The 21010-nt window shown below is 27.9% G+C and carries 19 protein-coding genes; 7 read left to right on the plus strand and 12 right to left on the minus strand.

The window, feature by feature from the left end; translation table 11 throughout:
• Positions 1-109 precede the first annotated feature (109 nt).
• The gene (locus tag J5A73_RS05680) at positions 110-967 is read left to right on the plus strand and encodes a LysR family transcriptional regulator (protein WP_249069160.1); all 858 of its coding nucleotides are present in this window, start codon (positions 110-112) and stop codon (positions 965-967) included.
• Between the two features lie 28 nt (positions 968-995).
• Here J5A73_RS05680 and J5A73_RS05685 read toward each other — a convergent pair whose 3' ends face one another.
• The 7 genes from J5A73_RS05685 to J5A73_RS05710 form a co-directional block, all read right to left on the minus strand.
• On the minus strand, positions 996-1838 hold the full coding sequence (locus J5A73_RS05685; protein WP_211613780.1) for an aldo/keto reductase: 843 nt from the start codon (positions 1836-1838) through the stop codon (positions 996-998).
• Between the two features lie 73 nt (positions 1839-1911).
• Positions 1912-2046, minus strand: a complete 135-nt coding sequence (locus tag J5A73_RS10670; protein ID WP_256438631.1) for a hypothetical protein — start codon at positions 2044-2046, stop codon at positions 1912-1914.
• Positions 2047-2163: 117 nt separating this feature from the next.
• Positions 2164-3261 carry an RNA-guided endonuclease TnpB family protein gene (locus tag J5A73_RS05690; protein ID WP_211613782.1) on the minus strand — a complete coding sequence of 366 codons (1098 nt, stop codon included), beginning with the start codon at positions 3259-3261 and terminating at the stop codon, positions 2164-2166.
• Between the two features lie 272 nt (positions 3262-3533).
• A complete protein-coding gene (locus tag J5A73_RS05695) occupies positions 3534-6560 on the minus strand; it encodes a type I restriction endonuclease subunit R (RefSeq protein WP_211613784.1) in 3027 nt (1008 codons plus the stop codon).
• A 37-nt stretch (positions 6561-6597) separates the two neighbouring features.
• Positions 6598-7194 (minus strand): restriction endonuclease subunit S, encoded by a 597-nt coding sequence (locus J5A73_RS05700; protein ID WP_211613786.1) that lies wholly within the window; start codon positions 7192-7194, stop codon positions 6598-6600.
• 41 nt (positions 7195-7235) lie between these two features.
• Positions 7236-8495, minus strand: coding sequence for a restriction endonuclease subunit S (locus J5A73_RS05705; protein WP_211613788.1), 1260 nt, complete (start codon positions 8493-8495; stop codon positions 7236-7238).
• A gap of 127 nt (positions 8496-8622) precedes the next feature.
• Positions 8623-10200, minus strand: coding sequence for a type I restriction-modification system subunit M (locus J5A73_RS05710; protein WP_249069161.1), 1578 nt, complete (start codon positions 10198-10200; stop codon positions 8623-8625).
• Between the two features lie 305 nt (positions 10201-10505).
• Here J5A73_RS05710 and J5A73_RS05715 point away from each other — a divergent pair, with 305 nt between their 5' ends.
• The 3 genes from J5A73_RS05715 (at position 10506) to pcp (ending at position 12896) form a co-directional block, all read left to right on the plus strand.
• The gene (locus J5A73_RS05715; RefSeq protein WP_147003461.1) at positions 10506-11186 is read left to right on the plus strand and encodes a DUF969 domain-containing protein; all 681 of its coding nucleotides are present in this window, start codon (positions 10506-10508) and stop codon (positions 11184-11186) included.
• A complete protein-coding gene (locus J5A73_RS05720) occupies positions 11186-12127 on the plus strand; it encodes a DUF979 domain-containing protein (protein WP_211613793.1) in 942 nt (313 codons plus the stop codon). The genes J5A73_RS05715 and J5A73_RS05720 overlap by 1 nt, the downstream gene beginning before the upstream one ends.
• 127 nt (positions 12128-12254) lie before the next feature.
• The gene (gene pcp, locus J5A73_RS05725) at positions 12255-12896 is read left to right on the plus strand and encodes a pyroglutamyl-peptidase I (protein ID WP_211613795.1); all 642 of its coding nucleotides are present in this window, start codon (positions 12255-12257) and stop codon (positions 12894-12896) included.
• A gap of 244 nt (positions 12897-13140) precedes the next feature.
• Here pcp and J5A73_RS05730 read toward each other — a convergent pair whose 3' ends face one another.
• The 5 genes from J5A73_RS05730 to J5A73_RS05750 form a co-directional block, all read right to left on the minus strand.
• Positions 13141-13599 (minus strand): hypothetical protein, encoded by a 459-nt coding sequence (locus J5A73_RS05730; protein ID WP_211613797.1) that lies wholly within the window; start codon positions 13597-13599, stop codon positions 13141-13143.
• A 10-nt stretch (positions 13600-13609) separates the two neighbouring features.
• Positions 13610-14302 (minus strand): hypothetical protein, encoded by a 693-nt coding sequence (locus J5A73_RS05735; RefSeq protein WP_211613799.1) that lies wholly within the window; start codon positions 14300-14302, stop codon positions 13610-13612.
• 37 nt (positions 14303-14339) lie between these two features.
• Entirely contained in the window at positions 14340-15047 is a 708-nt protein-coding gene (locus J5A73_RS05740; protein ID WP_018498995.1) for a hypothetical protein, read from the minus strand.
• 24 nt (positions 15048-15071) lie between these two features.
• Entirely contained in the window at positions 15072-16013 is a 942-nt protein-coding gene (locus J5A73_RS05745; RefSeq protein WP_211613801.1) for a YafY family protein, read from the minus strand.
• Between the two features lie 74 nt (positions 16014-16087).
• The gene (locus J5A73_RS05750; protein ID WP_211613804.1) at positions 16088-17218 is read right to left on the minus strand and encodes a hypothetical protein; all 1131 of its coding nucleotides are present in this window, start codon (positions 17216-17218) and stop codon (positions 16088-16090) included.
• A gap of 220 nt (positions 17219-17438) precedes the next feature.
• Here J5A73_RS05750 and fucO point away from each other — a divergent pair, with 220 nt between their 5' ends.
• The 3 genes from fucO to J5A73_RS05765 all read left to right on the plus strand — a co-directional run bounded on the left by fucO (position 17439) and on the right by J5A73_RS05765 (position 21009).
• On the plus strand, positions 17439-18587 hold the full coding sequence (gene fucO / locus J5A73_RS05755; protein ID WP_211613806.1) for a lactaldehyde reductase: 1149 nt from the start codon (positions 17439-17441) through the stop codon (positions 18585-18587).
• Between the two features lie 307 nt (positions 18588-18894).
• Complete coding sequence (locus J5A73_RS05760) at positions 18895-19683, plus strand: PhzF family phenazine biosynthesis protein (RefSeq protein ID WP_211613808.1); 789 nt, start codon at positions 18895-18897, stop codon at positions 19681-19683.
• Positions 19684-19830: 147 nt separating this feature from the next.
• Positions 19831-21009, plus strand: a complete 1179-nt coding sequence (locus tag J5A73_RS05765; RefSeq protein ID WP_211613810.1) for a hydroxymethylglutaryl-CoA synthase — start codon at positions 19831-19833, stop codon at positions 21007-21009.
• Position 21010: the final 1 nt, after the last annotated feature.

Here is a 21010-nt window from a genome sequence, read left to right on the forward strand (position 1 = left end):
TTATATATAGTTATAATACTAAAATTTAAGATAAAAATACAATACCGTTTAGAAAATGTGCTATAATTAAAATGCATACTAGAAATAAAAATTATATGAGGTGATTAATATGATAGAATTGGAACAACTTAAACAGCTTATTGCATTTGCAACATATGGAACATTATCAAAAGCTGCTGAAGAATTGTATATTTCACAGCCTGCCCTTTCCCGTTCGATACAAAAGCTGGAAAAAACTTTAGGGGTTGAACTGTTTGACAGGAAAAAAAATAAGATGGAATTAAATGAAAATGGAAAAACTGTTATCCAGTACGCAGAAAAAATACTTAATCTTATAGATGAAATGGAAGAAAAAGTTAATAAAAATAATCTGGTTCAAAATAATTTTTCAATCGGTTCATGTGCTCCGGCTCCATTGTGGGATATGATTTCATTATTTGGAAGATTTTATCCTGAAAAATATATTCTTCATAAAATAGAAAATAATCTTCAGTTATTTGAAAAACTTAAAAATGACATTTATCAGATGATTATTCTTTCTGAACCTATTGATAATTCTGAATTTTTCTGCATAAAATATAAAACTGAACGATTATTTTTATCAGTTCCTCTAAGTCATCCACTGGCTAAAAAGAAGGAAATACATTTTTCAGATATTACAGATGACAGAATGCTCTTATTCAATCCAATCGGAATATGGAAGGATGTAGTTTTAGAAAAAATGCCTAATATGAACTTCCTTATCCAAAGTGACAGGATTATTTATCAGGAATTAGCTGAAATGCAAAATTTACTACATTTCCGTTCAAATTTCACACTTGAACGTGAAGACAATTTTAAAAATAATATTTCAATTCCAATTGCTGACAAGGAAGCAAAAATGACTTTCTACTGTGTCTGTAAGAAAAATATAAAAAATGAAATAAAAAAATATTTGATAGTTTTAGTAAAGATTCTTAAAAAATAAGAGGGAAGAAATCTCCCTCTTATTTTTATTATTTCCTTCCATTAAGCCATTTTACTATTTCTACATCATCATAGTTTAAAAATAAACTTTCCTTTTTATCAAGTTCAGATATTTTTCCCATATCCTCACTGTTCAATTCAAAGTCAAATACATTGAAATTTTCTTCAATTCTGTCTTTTCTTGTTGATTTAGGTATTGCAATTATATTTCTCTGAATTAACCATCTTAAAATTACCTGAGCCACAGATTTGTTGTATTTTTTACCAATTTCAGATAAAATTCCGTTTGCAAATATGCCATTTTTCCCTTCTGCAAAAGGTCCCCATGATTCTATTTGAACCCCATATTCCTTCATTATTTTATTTGCTTTGACCTGCTGATTGAAAGGATGTGTTTCCACCTGATTTACAGCTGGCACTACTTCATTATTTATAATAAAATCAACCAGTCTGGCAGGATAGAAGTTACTTACACCAATTGCTTTTATTTTCCCTTCCTTATACAGCTCTGTCATCGCTCTCCAAGCTCCATAAACATCATTAAATGGCTGATGTATCAAATATAAATCAATATATTCCAAATCCAATTTTTTTAAAGATGTTTCAAATGCTAATTTTGCCTTTTCATAATTTACATCACTTACCCATAATTTTGTTGTAACAAAAATTTCTTCCCTCGGTATACCGCTTCTTTTTATAGCTCTTCCCACTGCCTCTTCATTTCCGTATGCTGCTGCTGTATCAATTAATCTATATCCTGCTTTTAACGCATTATAGACTGCTTCCTCACATTCTTTCATATCATCAATTTGAAATACTCCAAATCCTAATATTGGCATTTTTACTCCATTGTTTAAAGTTACATATTTCATAATATTTCCTCCTAATTTTTATATGTCATTTTTTAATTACAGTTGTACTTTTAATTTTCTTGAACTTATTTTATCAATTTTTTCCTCTGAAGTCTAATATCAATTTTGCAAGTTCACTATAACTAAAACGCATACTTTCTTTACCTAATCCAGTTTCTTTTCTTTCAAAAATTGTGATAACTGATTTGCAAATAGGAATTTTTGTCAATTTTGTGAACTACTCCCGCTTTTAGAAGCGGGAGCTTCTTGGGAAGTATCTGCTTTTATTAGCCAAATATATTTACCAAGCTCTTCGGACAGTCCCTGCCCTGTTTTTTTAATTTTCCTAATATTCCAACATCAATTTTCCAATGTTTTTTATATTCACTGCAGCATTATAATCCCTATCAATCTCAATTCCACAGCACTCACATTTATAACTTCTTTCTGATAATTTCAGCTCCTCTTTAATATTTCCACATTTACTGCAAGTTTTCGACGATGGAAACCACTTATCTATCTTCAAAAATTGTTTCCCTAAAAACATCAGTTTATACTCAAGCATTCTCAAAAACATTCCCCACCCATTATCTCCTACACTTTTCCCAAAATTTAATGCCTGGCTCATCCCTTTCATATTCAAATCCTCAACAACCACAGCATTATATGTTTCAGACAATTTTTTCGACAATTTATGTAGAAAATCTCTTCGACAATTTTTAATATACTCATGCAATTTTGATATTTTCGCTTTTTGCTTATACCAATTTTTAGAAAACTTCACTTTTCTTGATAATGATTTCTGTAATTTTTTCAATTCTTCTTCCAACATTCTAAAATATTTTGGATAATCAGCCCTTTGGTTTTCAGAACTGATAAATAGTTCAGACATCGAAAAATCAAGTCCAATTACTCTATCATTACTAGCTACCTTTTGAATTTCCTTTCCAAATTCCGTCAAAATAAAAACATAGTAATTTCCATTACTGTTTGTCAATGTTACTGACTTTATCTTGTAATCCTTCGGTATTTCTCTATGATATTTTAATTTAACTTTTTTCAATTTTGGCAAAATCAAATATTTATTTTCCTCAATTCGTATCGAATTGTTCACACAATTTGTCGTGTAACTTTTAACATTATTCTTTTTAGATTTGAATCTTGGAAACTTTGCTCTCTTTTGAAAGAAATTCGTAAATGATCGTTTTACATTTAATTGAGCATTTGAAAGTGCCAGACTGTCCACTTCTTTCAAAAATTGATTTTCACTTTTCAAACTGGCAGGTGTAATTATTTTATTTTTTCCAGTTTCTTCATAAATTTTATTAGCAATATACAAAATCATATTGTAAACAAAACGAACACATCCAAAAGTCTTGTTTATCAACAATTCTTGATCTTTATTTGGATAAATTCTGTATTTGAATGCTAAATTATATTTCATGAAATTACACCTCCTTTTGATTTTGAATATTATTTTTAATTATTTCTATTCGATATTTTATACAAAAATTGTATCATAGGTGTATTCTTTTTTCAATTTTTTTATAAAAAAAGCAATTTATCTCCCACTTATAGAAGTCGGAGACTTCTTGCTATCTTTTGTTAAAAATTTTTTTATAACATAAATTGCACCAATCTATTGATGCAATTTTCTCCCTAAATTTATCATAACTTAAATAATAAATATCTAATATAATCAATGAATTTGTTATTTTAAATCCCTATAAAAATTTCTACCATTTTCCGTATTTTCTCTAATACAGATTGTTTTTTAACCTCTCTTGCCCCTTTTCTTCGTGAAGTTGGCGGAAGAATACTATCTAATTCAGAGCCAGCATAATCAACAAAACCTTTATTTATAGATTTTTCAATAAATCTTCTAGAATCTTCTTTTAAATTCTCATCTTTAACTAATTCATCAATTTTTTCCTTCTTTTCTTCTTTTGCATATTTATAAAAAGCGTCAAGAATTTCTCCATTATTTTTCAATTTTTTTAAATCTGTTTTGTTAATAAAATTTATAACTAAATTCTCTTTAGCTCTAGTTCCTAAACTTGTACGTATAATTCTTCTTATTTCAGATTTCAATATTTCAATATCATCATGTTCTTTTGTCTTTTCTAAAATTAACTCTAAAATATAATCTAAATTAATTTCATCCGTTTTCAGCAAATCAATTTGAAATTCAATATCAGAAAAATCAATTCCTTGTTCGTTACTATTATTTTGATCATCTTTTCCAGCATTTCTTATTTCTTCACAAATATCTACATAAACACTCTTCATATCCTGCATTTGTCTATCAGATATAATTTTCTCAAAATTTTCAAATTCATCGAAATTTTTAAGTATATTTTCTGTTTTAAGCAATTCTCCAAATAATTCTGCAAATTCCTTTTTATCTTGATTTTTTTCAATTTCAACAGGCTTTGGAAATTTTTTAACTATTTCATTACACAAATCTATATATCCTTTTACTGATTTTCCTGTTTCCTCATCTTTAAATCCCTTTATATAGTCGTTATAACTTTTTTCAAGAATTACATTTACACTATTTTCATCTCCAAAAGTTTTAATAGCATTTTTTGTAGCCTTTTCCAAATCTCTAAAACATACAATATTTCCAAAAGTTTTAACTTTATTCAAAATACGGTTTGTTCTTGAAAACGCTTGAATTAATCCGTGGTATCTCAAATTCTTATCAACAAACAAAGTATTTAATGTTGGTGCATCGAAACCTGTCAAAAACATTCCCACAACAATTAAAATATCAATTTTTTTATCCTTAACCTTTTTAGACAAATCTTTATAATAATTCTGAAATTCGTTTCCATTTGTTGAAAAATTTGTTTTAAAATAATCGTTGTAATCAGATATCACTTTATCCAAAAATTCTTTCGCTGTCGATTCCATTGCACTTGGCTCAAAATTTTCATCAGGAATATCTCCTATCGCATTCCGCTCTTCATTCGCAGCAAAACTATAAATTGTCGCTACTTTCAGTCTTTTTTCTTCAGGCAAATTTTCTTGCTGTTTTTGAAATTCTTCATAATAAAGTTTTGCCGCTTCTACACTTTGAACAGCAAATATAGCATTAAATCCGTTTAGCCGTTTCTGTTTTATATTATAATATTCATTTCTATGAGTTTTTGTATTGTATACTTTTAAAATATATTCTACTATTTTAGAAATTCTCTCAGGATGTAACAACATTCTTTTTTCAAGTTCCTTGAGCTTTTTATCATCTGTTTCTGTTTCAGCTGCTTTAAATTTTGCCCTAATATCATTATAATCCACTTTAAATTTTAAAACTTTTTTATCACGAATAGCATCTGTTATAACATAACTATGTAATTGAGCTCCAAAAATTCCAGCTGTTGTATCACTTCCAAGAGCATTTTCAGGAAAAATTGGTGTTCCTGTAAATCCAAACTGATAATAATTTTTAAAAGATTTTCTAATATTTTTTTGTGCATCTCCAAATTGTGAACGATGACATTCATCGTAAATTATGACACAATGTTTATCGTAAATTTCATGGCTTGGATTTTTTTTGACAAATTCATTTAATTTTTGAATTGTTGTAACAACTATTTTGTTATCCTGTTTTTCAATACTTTGTTTAAGTTCTTTTGTATCTTTACTACCATTTACACTATCAGGCTGAAATTTCTGATATTCCTTCATTGTCTGATAATCTAAGTCTTTTCTATCAACCACAAAAAACACTTTATCAATATATTCAAGCTCTGTAGCAAGTTTTGCCGTTTTAAAAGAAGTCAAAGTTTTTCCTGAACCTGTAGTATGCCAAATAAATCCTCCAGCTTCAATTTTCCCAGATTTCTTATTTTGATAACTAGATTCTATCTTCCACAAAATACGTTCTGTCGCTGCAATCTGATAAGGTCTCATTATAAGTAGTGTATTATTTGAGTCAAAAACACAATATTTTGTCAAAACTTCTAAAATAGTTCGCTTTTCAAAAAATGTTGCTGTAAAATCTTTAAGATCTCTAATAACTTTATTTTTCGCATCTGCCCACTCACATGTAAATTCATAATGATTTTTATTCTGTGCCGTAGTATTTGCAAAATAACGAGTATAAGTTCCATTTGAAATTACAAAAATCTGAACAAATTTATAAAGTGAATTTTCAGCATTGAAGCTTTCCTTGCCGTATCTATCAATCTGACTAAATGCCTCATGAAGACTTACTCCACGTTTTTTCAATTCTATATGAACAAGTGGCAATCCATTAACTAATATCGTTACATCATAACGATTTTTATGCTTACCTTTTTGCTTAATTTGATTACAAACCTGTAAAATATTATTATGTATATTTTTTTTATCAATAATTTTTATATTTTTCAAATGTCCGTCATCAAAAATAAAATCATAGATATAATTTTCCTGAATCTTTCTAGTTTTCTCAATCATTCCGTCATTTGGACAATCAAGATATTCCACTAAAAATCTTTCCCATTCTTTATCTGTAAAAGCAACTTTATTTAATCTTTCAATTTGAATCTTCAAATTTTTATAAAGTTCCTCCGATGTCTTCCCATAAAATCTTTCATAACCTTGACTTTCTAAATCCCTTATCATCCCATCTTCAAGTTCTTTTTCACTTTGATATGTATCTTGAACTTGAAGTATTTCTTCATAATTAGCTAAAATAATTCCATTCGTCATCTCAGCAATTGTTGATCTTTCATAAATCGCACTTTTTTCCGACATTTAAACTCACTTCCTTTATCTTCCCCCTTTTAAATGTCTATTTTTCAAAGTTCAATAATTTTTCCCTGTAATATTCATACTGTTTCTGTCTTAATTCTATTTCTTTTGGTAATCCCTGTGATAAATCATTGACTAAAGCATCAAACTTATCTAAAATTGATACGATATATTCTTGTACTGGCAATGGAGGTAGCGGGATTTTATATTCCATTATTTTTTCTTTATCTCCACGTGGCATTTTAGCTCCTTTTGAATACTTGATGTTATAATCAAAAAACTTTTCATCCGATAAAATTTGATAAAGATATCTAGATAATATTTTATTTTTATGTTTCTTATCTATGCTAATTACTAAAACATCTCCATTCGTTCCCCCCTCAATATCAGCAAGCCATATTTTACGCAAATATGGTCTTATATTTCCAATTAAAATATCTCCCATATTAAATTTTACTGAATTTCCTTCTGTTGGAACATTATTTGAATCTATTTTACCTAATCTATTTTTTAATAAATTTTCTACTCCAACGTAGTTTTTTTCATTTAAATATTCAAATGATATTCTATCTTTTGAATATTTTGCTACTTCACTCAATGTTTTCCATTCAACTTTATCATTTATATCAATGCTCACAACCTTTGCTGCTTCTTTTAGCAATTCAAAAAATTTACTTGTTATTTGTCGCTGTGCTGTGCTGTGCTGTGCTGTGCTATGCTGTGCTGTGCTGTGCTGTGCTGTGCTGTGCTTAAAGCATACCCTTCTCCTTCATCAAATGTCAAGAGTTTTTCTCGATAATATTCATATTGTTTTCTTCTTTGCTCTATTTCTAAAGGAAGTAGTCCTTTTGTATCAGAAAGAAGTTCCTGAAACCTATCTAAAATTTTTACAATTTTATTTTGGATTTCTATTGGAGGTAATGAAACTTCTATTTTTTCAATATCATCTCTTGATAATCTTGGAACACTTGCTTTTCTGACTTTAGATTTTATTAAGTTTTGCTTATTTAACAAAAAATAATATAAATACTTATTTAAAATATCATCTGTTGTTATTACAAGTACATCATCCGCAGCCCAGAAATCCCTATCTTGATAAAAAATCTCTCCTGCTGCTCCAGCTGTGACAATACAAGTCTTTCCTCCATCAAAATTTTTATTGTTATAATATCCTAAAGGAGTTAAACTATTTTGAAATACAGGATATTGACCATTTTCATGCAATTCACTTCTTACTAATCTTTTTCCTCTACTTAATTTAGCTATTTCAATTAATTTTGTTTTATGAATTATATTATCTAATTGCATAAAAATCTTATTTGAAATTTTATTTAAATAATCTTCACTTAACAACATATCTCTATAATAGTTATACTGCTTATTTCTTGCCTGTAATTCTTTTTTCAATTTTTCTTGTAATTCTGTAACATATTCTGTATAACTATCAAATATTTTTACAATTTTTTCTTGTGTTTCTATTGAAGGAACTGGAATTTTTATATTTTTTATAATACTTAAATTTAGACTTGTTAACGCTCCTTGACCTAATTTTTTTAAATTATTATATTCTTTAGCTAAAAAATAAAATAGGTATTTGTAATTAATAATCCTGTTGTTAGTTTCAATTGCTGCTACAGATTGATTAGAGCTTGTTTCAATCTCAACAACCGCTGTTCTCCCGACAGTTGCACCTGTCATTGCTAAAACTACACTGTTCTTTTTTATCATTTTTGCAGATGATTTTTCTAATCCTTCTTTAGTTATATTTCTTTCAGATTTCTTTATAACGTTAAAATTAATTTCTCCTGAACGTATCCAAGGAATTTCACCATCATAAAAACTACTATTACTAGTTTTTGGAGTACCTCCTGAAAAACAATTTGCAACTTCCCCCAGTTTCTTCCACTCAACCTTTTCCCCCACTAAAAGTTTTTCCATAAATTTCATTATTTCTCTCCCTCTTTTAGTCCTTTTCCCTCAATTTTACTTTGTCGAGTGGTAGTCAACAGAAAAGTCTTTTACCACATTTTACAAATTCCCACCCATAATATTTAATATTACTTACTTATTCACTTTCAAGCTCCTTCACTATTTCATTTATAGAAGTCCTTAATTCATCTATTCTTTTTACTGTTTCATCAATTTCCTTATTCAACACATCAATATCTATTTTTTCACGAGTATCTTCCTTTTCCACATAAGTTGAAACTGACAAATTATAGTCATTCTCAGCTATTTCACTATTATCAACCAATCTTGCAAAATATTCTACATCAGTTTTTTCTCTAAATTCATTTACTATTTTTTCAATATTTTCAGGTTTCAAAATATTATTATTCGTTTCTTTTTTAAATTCCTTACTTGCATCAATAAATAATGTTTTATTTTCTGTCTTATTCTTTGCCATTACTAAAATACAAGTCGCTATTGATGTTCCAAAAAACAGGTTTTCTGGAAGCTGTATTACACAATCTACAAAATTGTTGTCTATTAAATATTTACGAATAATTTTTTCTGCACCTTTTCTATAAAAAATACCTGGAAAACATACTATTGCTGCTCTTCCTTTGCTTGACAAATAACTTAATGAATGCATTATAAACGCATAATCTGCATAAGATTTTGGTGCAAGTTTTCCTACTGGTGCAAATCGTTCATCATTAATAAGTGTCGGATCTCCGTCTCCTATCCATTTAATCGAATACGGCGGATTTGAAACAATCGCATCAAAAGGCTTTTCATCATTATGCAACGGATTAAGTAAAGTATCTCCACGTTTTATTGAAAAATTATTGTAGTTTACATTGTGTAAAAACATATTCATACGAGCCAGGTTAAAGTTAGTCATGTTTATTTCCTGCCCAAAAAATCCCTCATCAATAATATGTTCCTCAAACTGCTTTTTCATTTGTAGTAGCAACGAACCACTTCCACATGTCGGATCATAAACTTTATTTATGTTTTCTTTTCCTTCCATCACAAGCCGTGCTAAAAGTTTTGAAACAGTTTGTGGAGTAAAAAATTCTCCTCCTGACTTACCAGCATTGCTGGCATAATTTGAAATCAGATATTCATACGCATCTCCAAAAGCATCTATATCATTATGCTGAAAACTCCCAAAATTAATTTCAGAAATTCCTGTTAAAATATCTGCTAATCTTGTATTTTTTTCAGCAACCGTTCCACCTAAACGATTACTCGTAGTATCGACATCTTCAAATAATCCTTTAATATCATCTTCCGACTCAAATCCAACAGCACTTGCTTCAATAGCTTTAAAAATATTTACTAAATCTGTATTCAAATTTTCATTGGTTCTCGCTGTTTTTACTACATTTTCAAAAAGTTGACTTGGTAAAATAAAAAATCCTTTATCTTCCACGGTACCAGCTCTAAAATCTTCTTTGGCTTCTTCATCAGAAATATCCGCATAATTAAATTTCAAATCTCCAGCTTCATGTTCTGCTTTATTGAAAAATTCTGTCATATTTTCTGAAATAAATCTATAAAATAATATTCCCAAAATATATTGCTTAAAATCCCAACCATCCACCGCTCCACGCACATTATCTGCAATTGCCCAAATTTTACGATGCAATTCTGCTCTTTGTGCCGTTTCATTTGATTCTTTTGTATTTGCCACTTCTTTCTCCTTATATCTATTCATAATTTATTTTTTGTTAATATTATACCATAGTTTCACATAAAATTTATTTTCAGTACAAAACTTTTTTTAAATATTGATTTTTTTCCCCATTTTACTATGCAATCCTTTAAAATATTTAAAACTAATTTTATTGTCTATTTTTCAAAACTTAAAAAGCAGTATAAAATTAGAAATCTATTTTTTCTCTAAAACTATTGCATTTTCACTATTTCAAGGTAAAATCATATTAGGATTATATGATAATTTTAAAAAAATAATAAACTTTATTAGGAGGAATACTTATGAATTTATGGATACTTATTGGTATTGTTATTATTGTAGTGGGATTTTCTTTGAAGCTAGATGTGCTGGCTGTGGTACTTACTGCTGGTATAGCTACTGGAATTGCTGCAAAAATGAATTTTTTTGAAATTCTTGGAATTATTGGAAAGGCTTTTGTGGATAATAGGCTTATGTCAATTTTTTTGATTAGCTTGCCAGTTATTGCAGTCCTTGAAAGATATGGACTTAGAGAAAGAAGTGCAGCTTTAATTGAAAAATTAAAAAATGCAACTGCTGGTAGAATCTTAGGACTTTATATGGTAATCCGTTCAATTGCGAGTGCATTGTCAATTAGAATTGGTGGACACATTCAGTTTATACGTCCTCTTATTTACCCAATGTCTGAAGCTGCTGCAAAAACTCATAAAAATAAGGATTTAACAGAAAAGCAAACTGAAGAGTTAAAAAGTTTAAGTGCCGCAATTGAAAATTATGGAAATTTCTTTTCACAAAACATATTTGTAGGGGCATCAGGACTTCTTTTGATTCAGACTACACTGAAGGAAAATGGATATGCTGTATCTTTGAAGCAATTGGCGCTATCTTCAATACCAATTGGGATAATTGCAATAATTTTTACTTTTATTCAAGTATATATTTATGATAAAAAAATAATTTTGAGCAAAGGAGGTAAAAAATAATGGAAATAAAAGCTCTTTTAAAACTTTTGACACAAATTATTTATATTCTTTGCGGACTTGTCAGTATAAGTACTGGAATTAGAGGATTGAAAAATGAAAAGGCAAAAATAGGAACATTTTTGTTTTGGACTATTCTTGGGATAATATTTATTTTTGGAGAAGCTATTCCATATAAGGTTACTGGCGGACTTCTTGTAATTCTTGCCATAATTACTGTAACAAAACAATTACATATTGGAAAATTTGAAAATATTTCTTCACAATTCAAAATCGCACAAAGTGAAAAATTAAAAAATAAAATTTTCATCCCAGCTGTATTAATTGGAATTGCCGCTTTTCTGATACTTCAATTTAAAATTGGAAAAACTGCTATACCACCTGCATTAGGTATCGGTGGAGGTTCGCTTGTCGCTCTTCTAGCAGCTGCAATTATCATAAAACCAAAATTTAGCGAAACAAATGAAGATACTTCAAAACTTCTTATGCAAATTGGTGCAACTGCCATTTTGCCACAGCTTCTTGCTGCATTAGGTGCTGTATTCACTAAAGCTGGAGTTGGAAAAGTAATAGCCGCCAGCATTTCATCTGTTGTTCCAACTGGAAATATCTTTGTAGGAATCGTTATTTATGCTATTGGAATGGTTATATTCACTATGATTATGGGAAATGCCTTTGCTGCATTTTCAGTAATAACTGCAGGAATTGGAATCCCATTTATTATCAAAAATGGTGGAAATCCAGCTATTATTGGTGCTTTAGGAATGACCGCCGGCTATTGCGGAACTCTTATGACTCCAATGGCAGCAAACTTTAATATTGTCCCTGCTTCAATTTTGGAAATAAAAGATAAATATGGAATTATAAAAGTCCAAGCTCCAATGGCTTTATTACTGCTTGTAACACATATTATACTTATGCTGCTGTTATTTGGAGTAAAATAAAACTGAAAATACTATGTTTATTGAGATTTCTAAATTTTTACAAACAAGTAAATTAAAAAAAAATCTAGAAAGGAGAGTATGAAATTATAAATTAAATCTATTTTTATAAAATCATATAAAAAATACTATGAAAATATTAGTTACTGGCTTTGACCCTTTTGGAGGTGAGCCCATAAATCCTGCCATTGAATCAGTTAAAAAATTGCCTGATAATATTGCAGGAGCACAAATTATCAAATTGGAAATTCCGACAGTAAAAGGAAAATCTATTAAAAAAATTGAAAAAGCTATTGAAGAGCACAATCCAGATGTCATCTTGTCAATTGGACAAGCAGGCGGAAGATTTGATATTTCCGTTGAACGAGTTGGAATAAATCTTGATGATTTCCGAATACCTGACAACGAAGGAAACCAAACTATTGATGAGCCAATTTTTCCAGATGGAGAAAATGCATATTTTGTAGATCTTCCTGTAAAAGCTATGGTAAAAAACATACAAAAAAATAAAATTCCAGCTTCAGTTTCATACACTGCAGGAACTTTCATCTGTAATCACGTTCTTTACGGTACACTTTATTTAATAAATAAAAAATACAAAAACAAAAAATCTGGATTTATTCATATTCCATTTTTACCAGAACAAGTTATTAATAAAAAAAATACACCATCAATGGAATTAAATACTATTATAAAAGGTTTAATTGCCGCAATTGAAACTATTGTAAAAAATGATAAAGATATTAAAGAAACTGGCGGAACTATTTGTTAGCAACATTCTTCTAAACATTTAGATATATCAAAAATAAAAAACCTGCTTTTATTTAAAAAAATTCTAAAGCAGGTTTTATTATTTATTTTTTACTTGTAAAAGGTAAACTTTCTTTTAAAAAACAGAAACTAAATTTTATTCATTTGCTGTTAAGAAGTCAAAATTTTATTGTCAATTTTCTTTTTAGCCATAACAAAAACCTCCAAATATTATATAGTTATTTTATCATATATTATTTAGAGATTTACACAAAAATTTTTACACACCCTTTTAACAAAAGATTTAAAGCATATTGAAGGATTTTTATTTTATCTTTACAATCATCAATATTTTCAAATTCTAAATATCCTACTGTCATATACTGACCTGCTGCAAATCTCTTTTTGTAAAACTCAATTCCTTTTTCTTTCAATTTTTCTTTTAATTCTTCATAAATTTTATTTCTAATTTCGGAAGAAATTTTCACTTTTTCATCATATTTTTCATCATCTTTATCTCCCAATGAATATTTTACAGCAATTATATTTTTCTTATTATATATCTCTTTTTCTTTTTTATAAAATTGTTCAATTTGAAGATACAAGTCATTATTAAGTTCTAGCTGATTTTGCCATAATTGAAATTTTTTAGTTACTTGAGATATTTCATCCATTTTTAAAGGAAACCACCACATTCCCATAAATCCACCTGATGAGTTATTCACATACCCCCAACTACAATCTTTTTGTCTTCCAATAGCATGCTCTAATAATTTTTTTTTTGTTTTTTAATTCTTTAAAAAATCCGATATAACAGTTTGAATTCCAGTCTTCTAATTTTTTATCTATATATGAATTTACATCTTTTTCTATATTGTTTAAATAATTATAATAATCTTCAACTAGAATATTATTAAAACTATTTTTATATTTTTCTAATAATGCTAGCATATCTTTTCTTTCAAATATTATATCTATACCCTCCTCTTTTAATCTTTCCATATTATCTTCATCGCATATTTTATAATAAACTACTTTTATTTTAGCTCTACTTCTATTATATTTTTCATTTTTTTCAGATATTATATCTCTATATGTTTTCTGCTGATTACTATGTAAACCTGTTCCCACTTTATCTTCTATTATTACATACATGTCTACTACAGGAATTTTTTCTATAAATTCTGTTTTATTTTGAATTTCCAATAATACATCTATTTTCTGATATTGTCTTTTTATATTTACTTTTCTATCTCCAAGTTTTTCACCTGACATTTTTTCAATAAAGTCAGTTGCAAGCTCTTTTAATTTTTTCTCATCTTCGGATAAATCATTATCATCAAAATTTACCCAGTTGCATAACCAACATATAAAAGCATCCTGTGACAGCTCTGACGTTGCAAAATTAAAAATATTGTTTCTTTCCATTTTAAATCCCTTCTTTCTATAATATTAATTAATTTATTTATTTAACTGAATCTTCCACAATGTAAGCAATAATATTTATGAAATTTTCATTTTCTGGATATATTTGCAGTCCCCAAAGAAATGCCCGCTCATTAAGAATATTAGTCATTATTTTAGCAATATCTTTTATCTGAGTCAATTCGATATTTTTTCCTGCTGTTATATTCAAAAATATTTTATAAGTTTTATTTTTATCAAAAGTTTCCAGCTTTAGTTTTAGGTTTTGCAAGAAATCATCAAAAGTTTCTAAATTTCCTTTTTCAAAAATTACGAAAGATTTTGAGGTTTTTTGAAATACAGTTTTTAAGTCCGCTAAATCAAGAGTAACCATTCCTTTTGCTGTTAAAGTTTTTGTTATTCCGTTGATTCCATTTTTTAAATCTTCTGAAGATTTGCATTTTATGATAAAGTCTGTTTTTGAATCAAATAGGTCAGTATAGCCATTTTCAATATCGTAAATGCCAGTAAAAATGTCGTTTTTTTCAGTGTTTCTGATTATTTCTAAGGCAAAATTTTTATCATTTTCAAAATATGTATTTAAAATTATCAAAATTACATCTGTATCTTGAAAATTTATTTTTAAATCTTTGTAGTCATTTTTAATTGTAATAATGCTTATATTTTCATGTGTAATTATTTCTTTTTCAATAGTGCTTAGAGCTGTTTCTCCTAAACTTATAATTTTTATTTTTGGTATTTTTTCCATAAATTTTCTCCTTTTTATAGAAATTTATTTTAAAATTTTGTATTCAATAACGTAATCTCCCTGACTTCGTAGCCACATTTCCGCTCCAAAACTTCCATAAACTTCGATTTTTATAGTATAAACTGTAGTTTCCCGATTATTTTCTTTAACTATTTTTTCATCCAATATTTCTGCAGTTGGAAATTTATCAAGCACATACTCGATATAGCCTCTGTATTTAAATTCTATTCTTGTAAGAGGTCCTGAGTGCATAAAATGTATATATTTTCTAAATTCTCCATCTTTAAATTTGTCAGAATAATTTAGGATTTTAAACTTCTTGCCTGTATTTTCTATCTTTTTCATTCTATCAATTCTAAAAATTGCAGGATATTCTTCTTTATTTTCAATATATCCAATTAAATAAAAATAATATTCAGAAAACATTATTGACAGTGGTTTTATTTTATATTCCTTGTATTGTTTATCTTTTTTTGTATAATTTAAATGCACCCATTCTTGGTTTTTTATACATTGCGCTAATTTCCAAATGCTTTCGAGTAGTTTCTGTCCATGTTGTAAAGGAATATAATTCACCTTTTCACTATTTATCAAATTTTTTATTATCTCTCTATCGTTTATTGAGGAATTGTTAACTAGTTTCGTTATTAATTTTTCAGTTTCTTCTTTATTAAAAGCCCGACTTTCAAGGATAATTTTACTTATAGCCAAAAGTTCTTCGTTTGTAAAAGCTATCTTGTCATTCTTTTCAAGATAATAACCTTTTTTTGAACTAGAATATTTTATATCCGATTCACCTTCTTCAAAAAAATAATTCCTCAAAGTAGCTATATCTCGTTGTATCGTTTTTTTATCAACTTTAAATTCATTAGCTAAATCACTTCTATTCACTATCTCTTTTTGATTCAACCTTTTCATTATTTTTAATATTCTAATCGATTTTTCCTCAGAATTTTCATTTTTCATGATTAAGATTAAGCCTTTCTAAAAAATTCTTCTCAACGTTTTAATTATACCTTGATTTGTCACTTTTTCAAAATTTAAAACTTTTTCCTAATTTTTCTATTACTTCGAAATCTTTTCTTTAATCTCTTCTCTTCAAAATATTCTACATATTCCTCTCTTATGTCTCTACAATTTTTCATTTTATTAAATTTCTCAATTTTTTCCGTTATTTTATCAACCATTTTTTTTATATCTTTTAATGAACTATCTAGATTTACTGTAAAACACATTAATGGAATTTCATTATTTTCACAATCAATATCTTCATAATTAACTTCCTTAAAATTAGGAAATATATCTTTTAATTCTTTCTGAATTAATTTTATTGTCTTTTCTTCGATTTTATTATCATTAAACCATTTTAACAAAAAATAATTATTTGTTTTTTTATCTTCTGCAATTAAATTTACACAAAAACATTCTATAAAAAATTCATGTTTCAACCATTTTATATAATCAAAACAACGATATACATCATAATCTTCAAATTTTTTATTTATATAACTTTCTAAAACTAAATATAAAGATAAATTTTCGTTAATACTTACACCAAAATTTTTCTTATTTTCCTGATTAATTTGATTATAATAACTGTCAAAAATACTGTCATCTATATATTTTTTTGAATTTTCAAATAAAGTTAAAAATTTTTCTTTATCGTATAAAATACTTATTTCTTCTACTTCTTCCTTTTCATACCTAGAAATTAAATCAGATGAAAAATGAACAATTTTTACATTATTCTCTTCGTTTTCTTTTAAATTCTCATATTTTTTTAATAATTTAATTAATTTCCCATTGTATTCATTAAAATCTTTTGAATATTCGTAATAACTAAAATCTCTGAAATATATATATTTTCTGTTTCCATTTTGATTCCTATTTAAAATTAACAAAATCGGACAATCACCTAAAATTCTATCAATAAAACTTCCATTTTCAGAATAATAATTTTTATTTGAAAAATGTATCTCAATATCTTCTGTAGTTAACTTTTCTCCTAAAATTTCCTCAATAAATTTTTTTGCCATATTTTTTAAAGCCACCTTACTGCTATTATTTGTAGTCTCAACATTTAACCATTTTATCATCCAATATAAAAAAATATCGGTATCAAACTCAGCGTTATAAAAAGCATCATTTTTAACTAATTTTACATTACTCATTTTCCCCATCTCCTCAACTTTATTTTTGTTATCTAATTATACTTTTTATATGAGACATATTTTGTCCCTTTAGAATAAAAATTTATTTTTTTAAAATTTTATAACTACAATATCAAATGCAACATTTTTTCATCTTGACAACAACAATTTTCGAGATACAATTATATCAGAAAGAGAAAAAAATAATTAATATTTCTATAATAAAAGGAAGTGACTTGTTATGGTAAACCGTATCATTTTAAATGAAGTATCTTATCATGGATTTGGAGCAATTGAATCTATTCCAGGTGAAGTGGAAAAAAATAAATTCAAAAAGGCTTTTATTTGTACAGATCCTGGATTAATTAAAGCTGGAGCAGCTAAAAAAATTACTGATATACTTGATAAAGCTAATTTGGAATATTTAATATTTTCTGATGTTCAACAAAATCCTACAATTGAAAATGTAAAAGCTGGAGTTGAAAAATTTAAAGAAAGTGGTGCAGATTATATTATTGCAATTGGTGGAGGTTCTGCTATGGATTGTGCCAAAGCTGTAGCAATTATTATAAATAATCCTGAATTTTCTGATGTTCGAAGTCTTGAAGGAGTTGCAGATACAAAAAATAAATGCGTTCCAATAATCGCAGTTGCAACTACAGCTGGAACAGCTGCCGAAGTTACAATAAATTATGTTATAACTGATGTTGAAAAAAATAGAAAATTTGTCTGTGTTGACCCACACGATATGCCAATAGTTGCGATAGTTGATCCAGGAATGATGATGACAATGCCAAAAGAATTGACAGCTGCAACTGGACTTGATGCACTAACTCATGCAATCGAAGGATTTACAACAAAAGCTGCTTGGGAAATGACTGACATGTTCCATTTAAAAGCAATTGAATTAATAGCAAAATATTTGAGAAAAGCTGTGGAAAATGACGAAGAAGCTAAAGAAAAAATGGCTCTTGCCTCATATTTAGCAGGAATGGGATTCTCAAATGTAGGCCTTGGAATTGTACACTCAATGGCTCATCCTCTAGGAGCATTTTACGGAACTCCGCACGGTGTTGCAAACGCTATAATTTTACCAACTGTAATGGAATACAATGCTGAATATACAGGGGAAAAATTTAGAGAAATAGCAAAAGCTTTTGGAATAAAACATACTAAAAGAATGGCTCCCGAAGAATATAGAAAAGCAGCAGTAGAGGCTGTAAGACAATTGGCACATGACGTAAATATTCCTGAAAATTTAAAGGGAATAATGGATATAAAAGATTTAGATTTTATCGCTGAATCAGCTTTGAATGATGTTTGTACTGGCGGAAATCCACGAGATACAAACTTGGAAGAAATAAAAGAACTTTATAAAAAATTGTTGTAATTTACAAAAAAACTCCATTCATTTTAGAGTGGAGTTTTCTATTAATTTTAATTTCTAAATTTGAATATTTAATTTTCTTAAAATTCAAGTCTATTTAATAAATTCCAAAAATTCTTTTACTTGTTTTTTCAAGGCTTCTTTATAATATCCCTGTTTCCTCCCATTGCAATTCCTCAATTGTGATTTATAATATTGTAAGCGAAAATTCATTTAAACCTTGAATTTTTTCCTATTTTACTATACAATATTCTGAAGTATTTAAAACTAATTTTTTAAATTTTATTTCAAAAAAACAGAAAGGAAAAATATGAAACAATACATTGTAGATGCCTTTACAGATACTCTTTTCAAAGGGAATCCTGCTGCTGTGTGTATTATGGATTCTTGGATAGATGACGACTTGATGCTTTCGATTACTAGAGAAAATAATTTGTCAGAGACGGCTTTTGCTGTGAAGGAAAATGAGAAATATAGATTGCGTTGGTTCACTCCTGGCGGAGAAATCGACCTTTGTGGACATGCTACTTTGGCGACAGCTTTTGTGATAACTAATTTTTATGAAAAAGATATTGATAAAATCGTGTTTGACACATTAAGTGGCGATTTAACTGTTCATAAAAAAGGAGAATTATTTGAATTGAATTTTCCTTCTTACGACTTAAAATCTGTTGAAATTACGGAAGAAATAATTGATGCGATTGGAGTTAAACCGCTAGAAGTCTTTATTGACAGGGATTTAGTTTGTGTTTTAGAAAATTCGGAACTTGTGGAAAAGTTTGAGCCAAATTTGGAAAAAATTAAATTGTTTGATGGACTTCTTTTACACATTACGGCTAAAGCTGATGAAAAATCAGAATTTGATTGTATTTCTCGTTCCTTTGCACCAAAATTGGATGTTGCCGAAGATCCTGTTTGTGGCTCTGGACATTGTCATCTTGTACCACTTTGGTCAGATAAATTGGGAAAAAATGAAATTGTCGCATTTCAAGCTTCCAAACGAACTGGAATTCTCTATTGCAAATTAGATAGAGAAAAAAATCGAGTTTCATTGAGTGGAAAAGCTGTATTATTTGCAGTTTCAGAAATTTTTATTTAAAAAATTCTATTTCTAAAAATTTTTATTCTATCTATATTTGATATTTCATTTTTTTTGTAGTAAAATATAATAAATAACTATAAAATTATTTAGTAAAAAAAACTTAAAATTTAGAATATTAAATAACGATAGAAGGGTGGATTTTATATGAAAATTGGAATAGATAAAATTGGATTTGCAATGCCGAATTTCTTTTTGGATATCAGAGATTTAGCGGTTTCTAGAGAACAAAACGAAAATAAGTTTACAAAAGGATTACTGCAAAGTGAGATGTGCGTTGCTCCAATTACTCAAGATATTGTGACATTGGGAGCTAGTGCTGCAGAAAAAATTTTGAACAAAGAAGATAAAAAAAGTATTGATTTAATAATAGTTGGAACGGAATCGGGAATTGACCAGAGCAAATCTTCTGGAGTTTTTATTCATCATTTACTTGAAATTCAACCTTTTGCGAGATGTGTTGAAATAAAGGAGGCTTGTTACGGCGCAACTGCTGCACTAAATTTTGCGAAAAACCATATTTTAAAAAATCCTGAGTCAAAAGTTTTAGTTATAGCTTCGGACATCGCTAAATATGGCATTGGTACTGCTGGAGAATCCACTCAAGGTGCAGGAAGCGTGGCACTGCTTATAAAAAAAGATCCTAAAATTGCTGTTTTAAATGATGATAGTGTTTGTCAGACGAGAGATATAATGGATTTTTGGCGTCCTAATTATGCCGACTTTCCATTTGTTGATGGACATTTTTCTTCAAAACAATATTTGGATTGCCTTACTACAACTTTTTGCGAATACAAAAAACGCCACAACAAAAATTTACTTGATTTTAACGCTTTTTGTTTCCATTTACCTTTTCCAAAACTTGGATTAAAAGGATTAAATTCACTTTTTTCTGAAACTGAAAATTTAACAAAAGAAAAAAAAGCTATATTTTTAGATAATTTCTATTCTTCAATAGTTTACAGCAAACGAATTGGGAATATTTACACAGGTTCTCTTTATTTAAGTTTGCTCTCATTACTTGAAAATTGTCAAAATTTAAAAGCAGGTGATGTAATTGGAATGTATAGTTACGGAAGCGGTGCAGTTTGTGAAATTTTTAGTATTACGCTTGTTGATGGATTTAAAAATCAGCTGATAAACGACAGAATAAAAGATTTTGACGAAAGAAAAAGACTTAGCACTTCTGAATATGAAAAAATGTTTTTTGAACAAATAGAACTTGACGAATATGGAAATAGCATTAACTTACTACAAGATAACAGTCTTTTTTATTTGGAAAAAATTGAAAATCATAAACGAATTTATAAAAAAAGAGGTTATTAAA

It is taken from the genome of Leptotrichia sp. oral taxon 218 (assembly GCF_018128225.1).
Taxonomy (GTDB): domain Bacteria; phylum Fusobacteriota; class Fusobacteriia; order Fusobacteriales; family Leptotrichiaceae; genus Leptotrichia.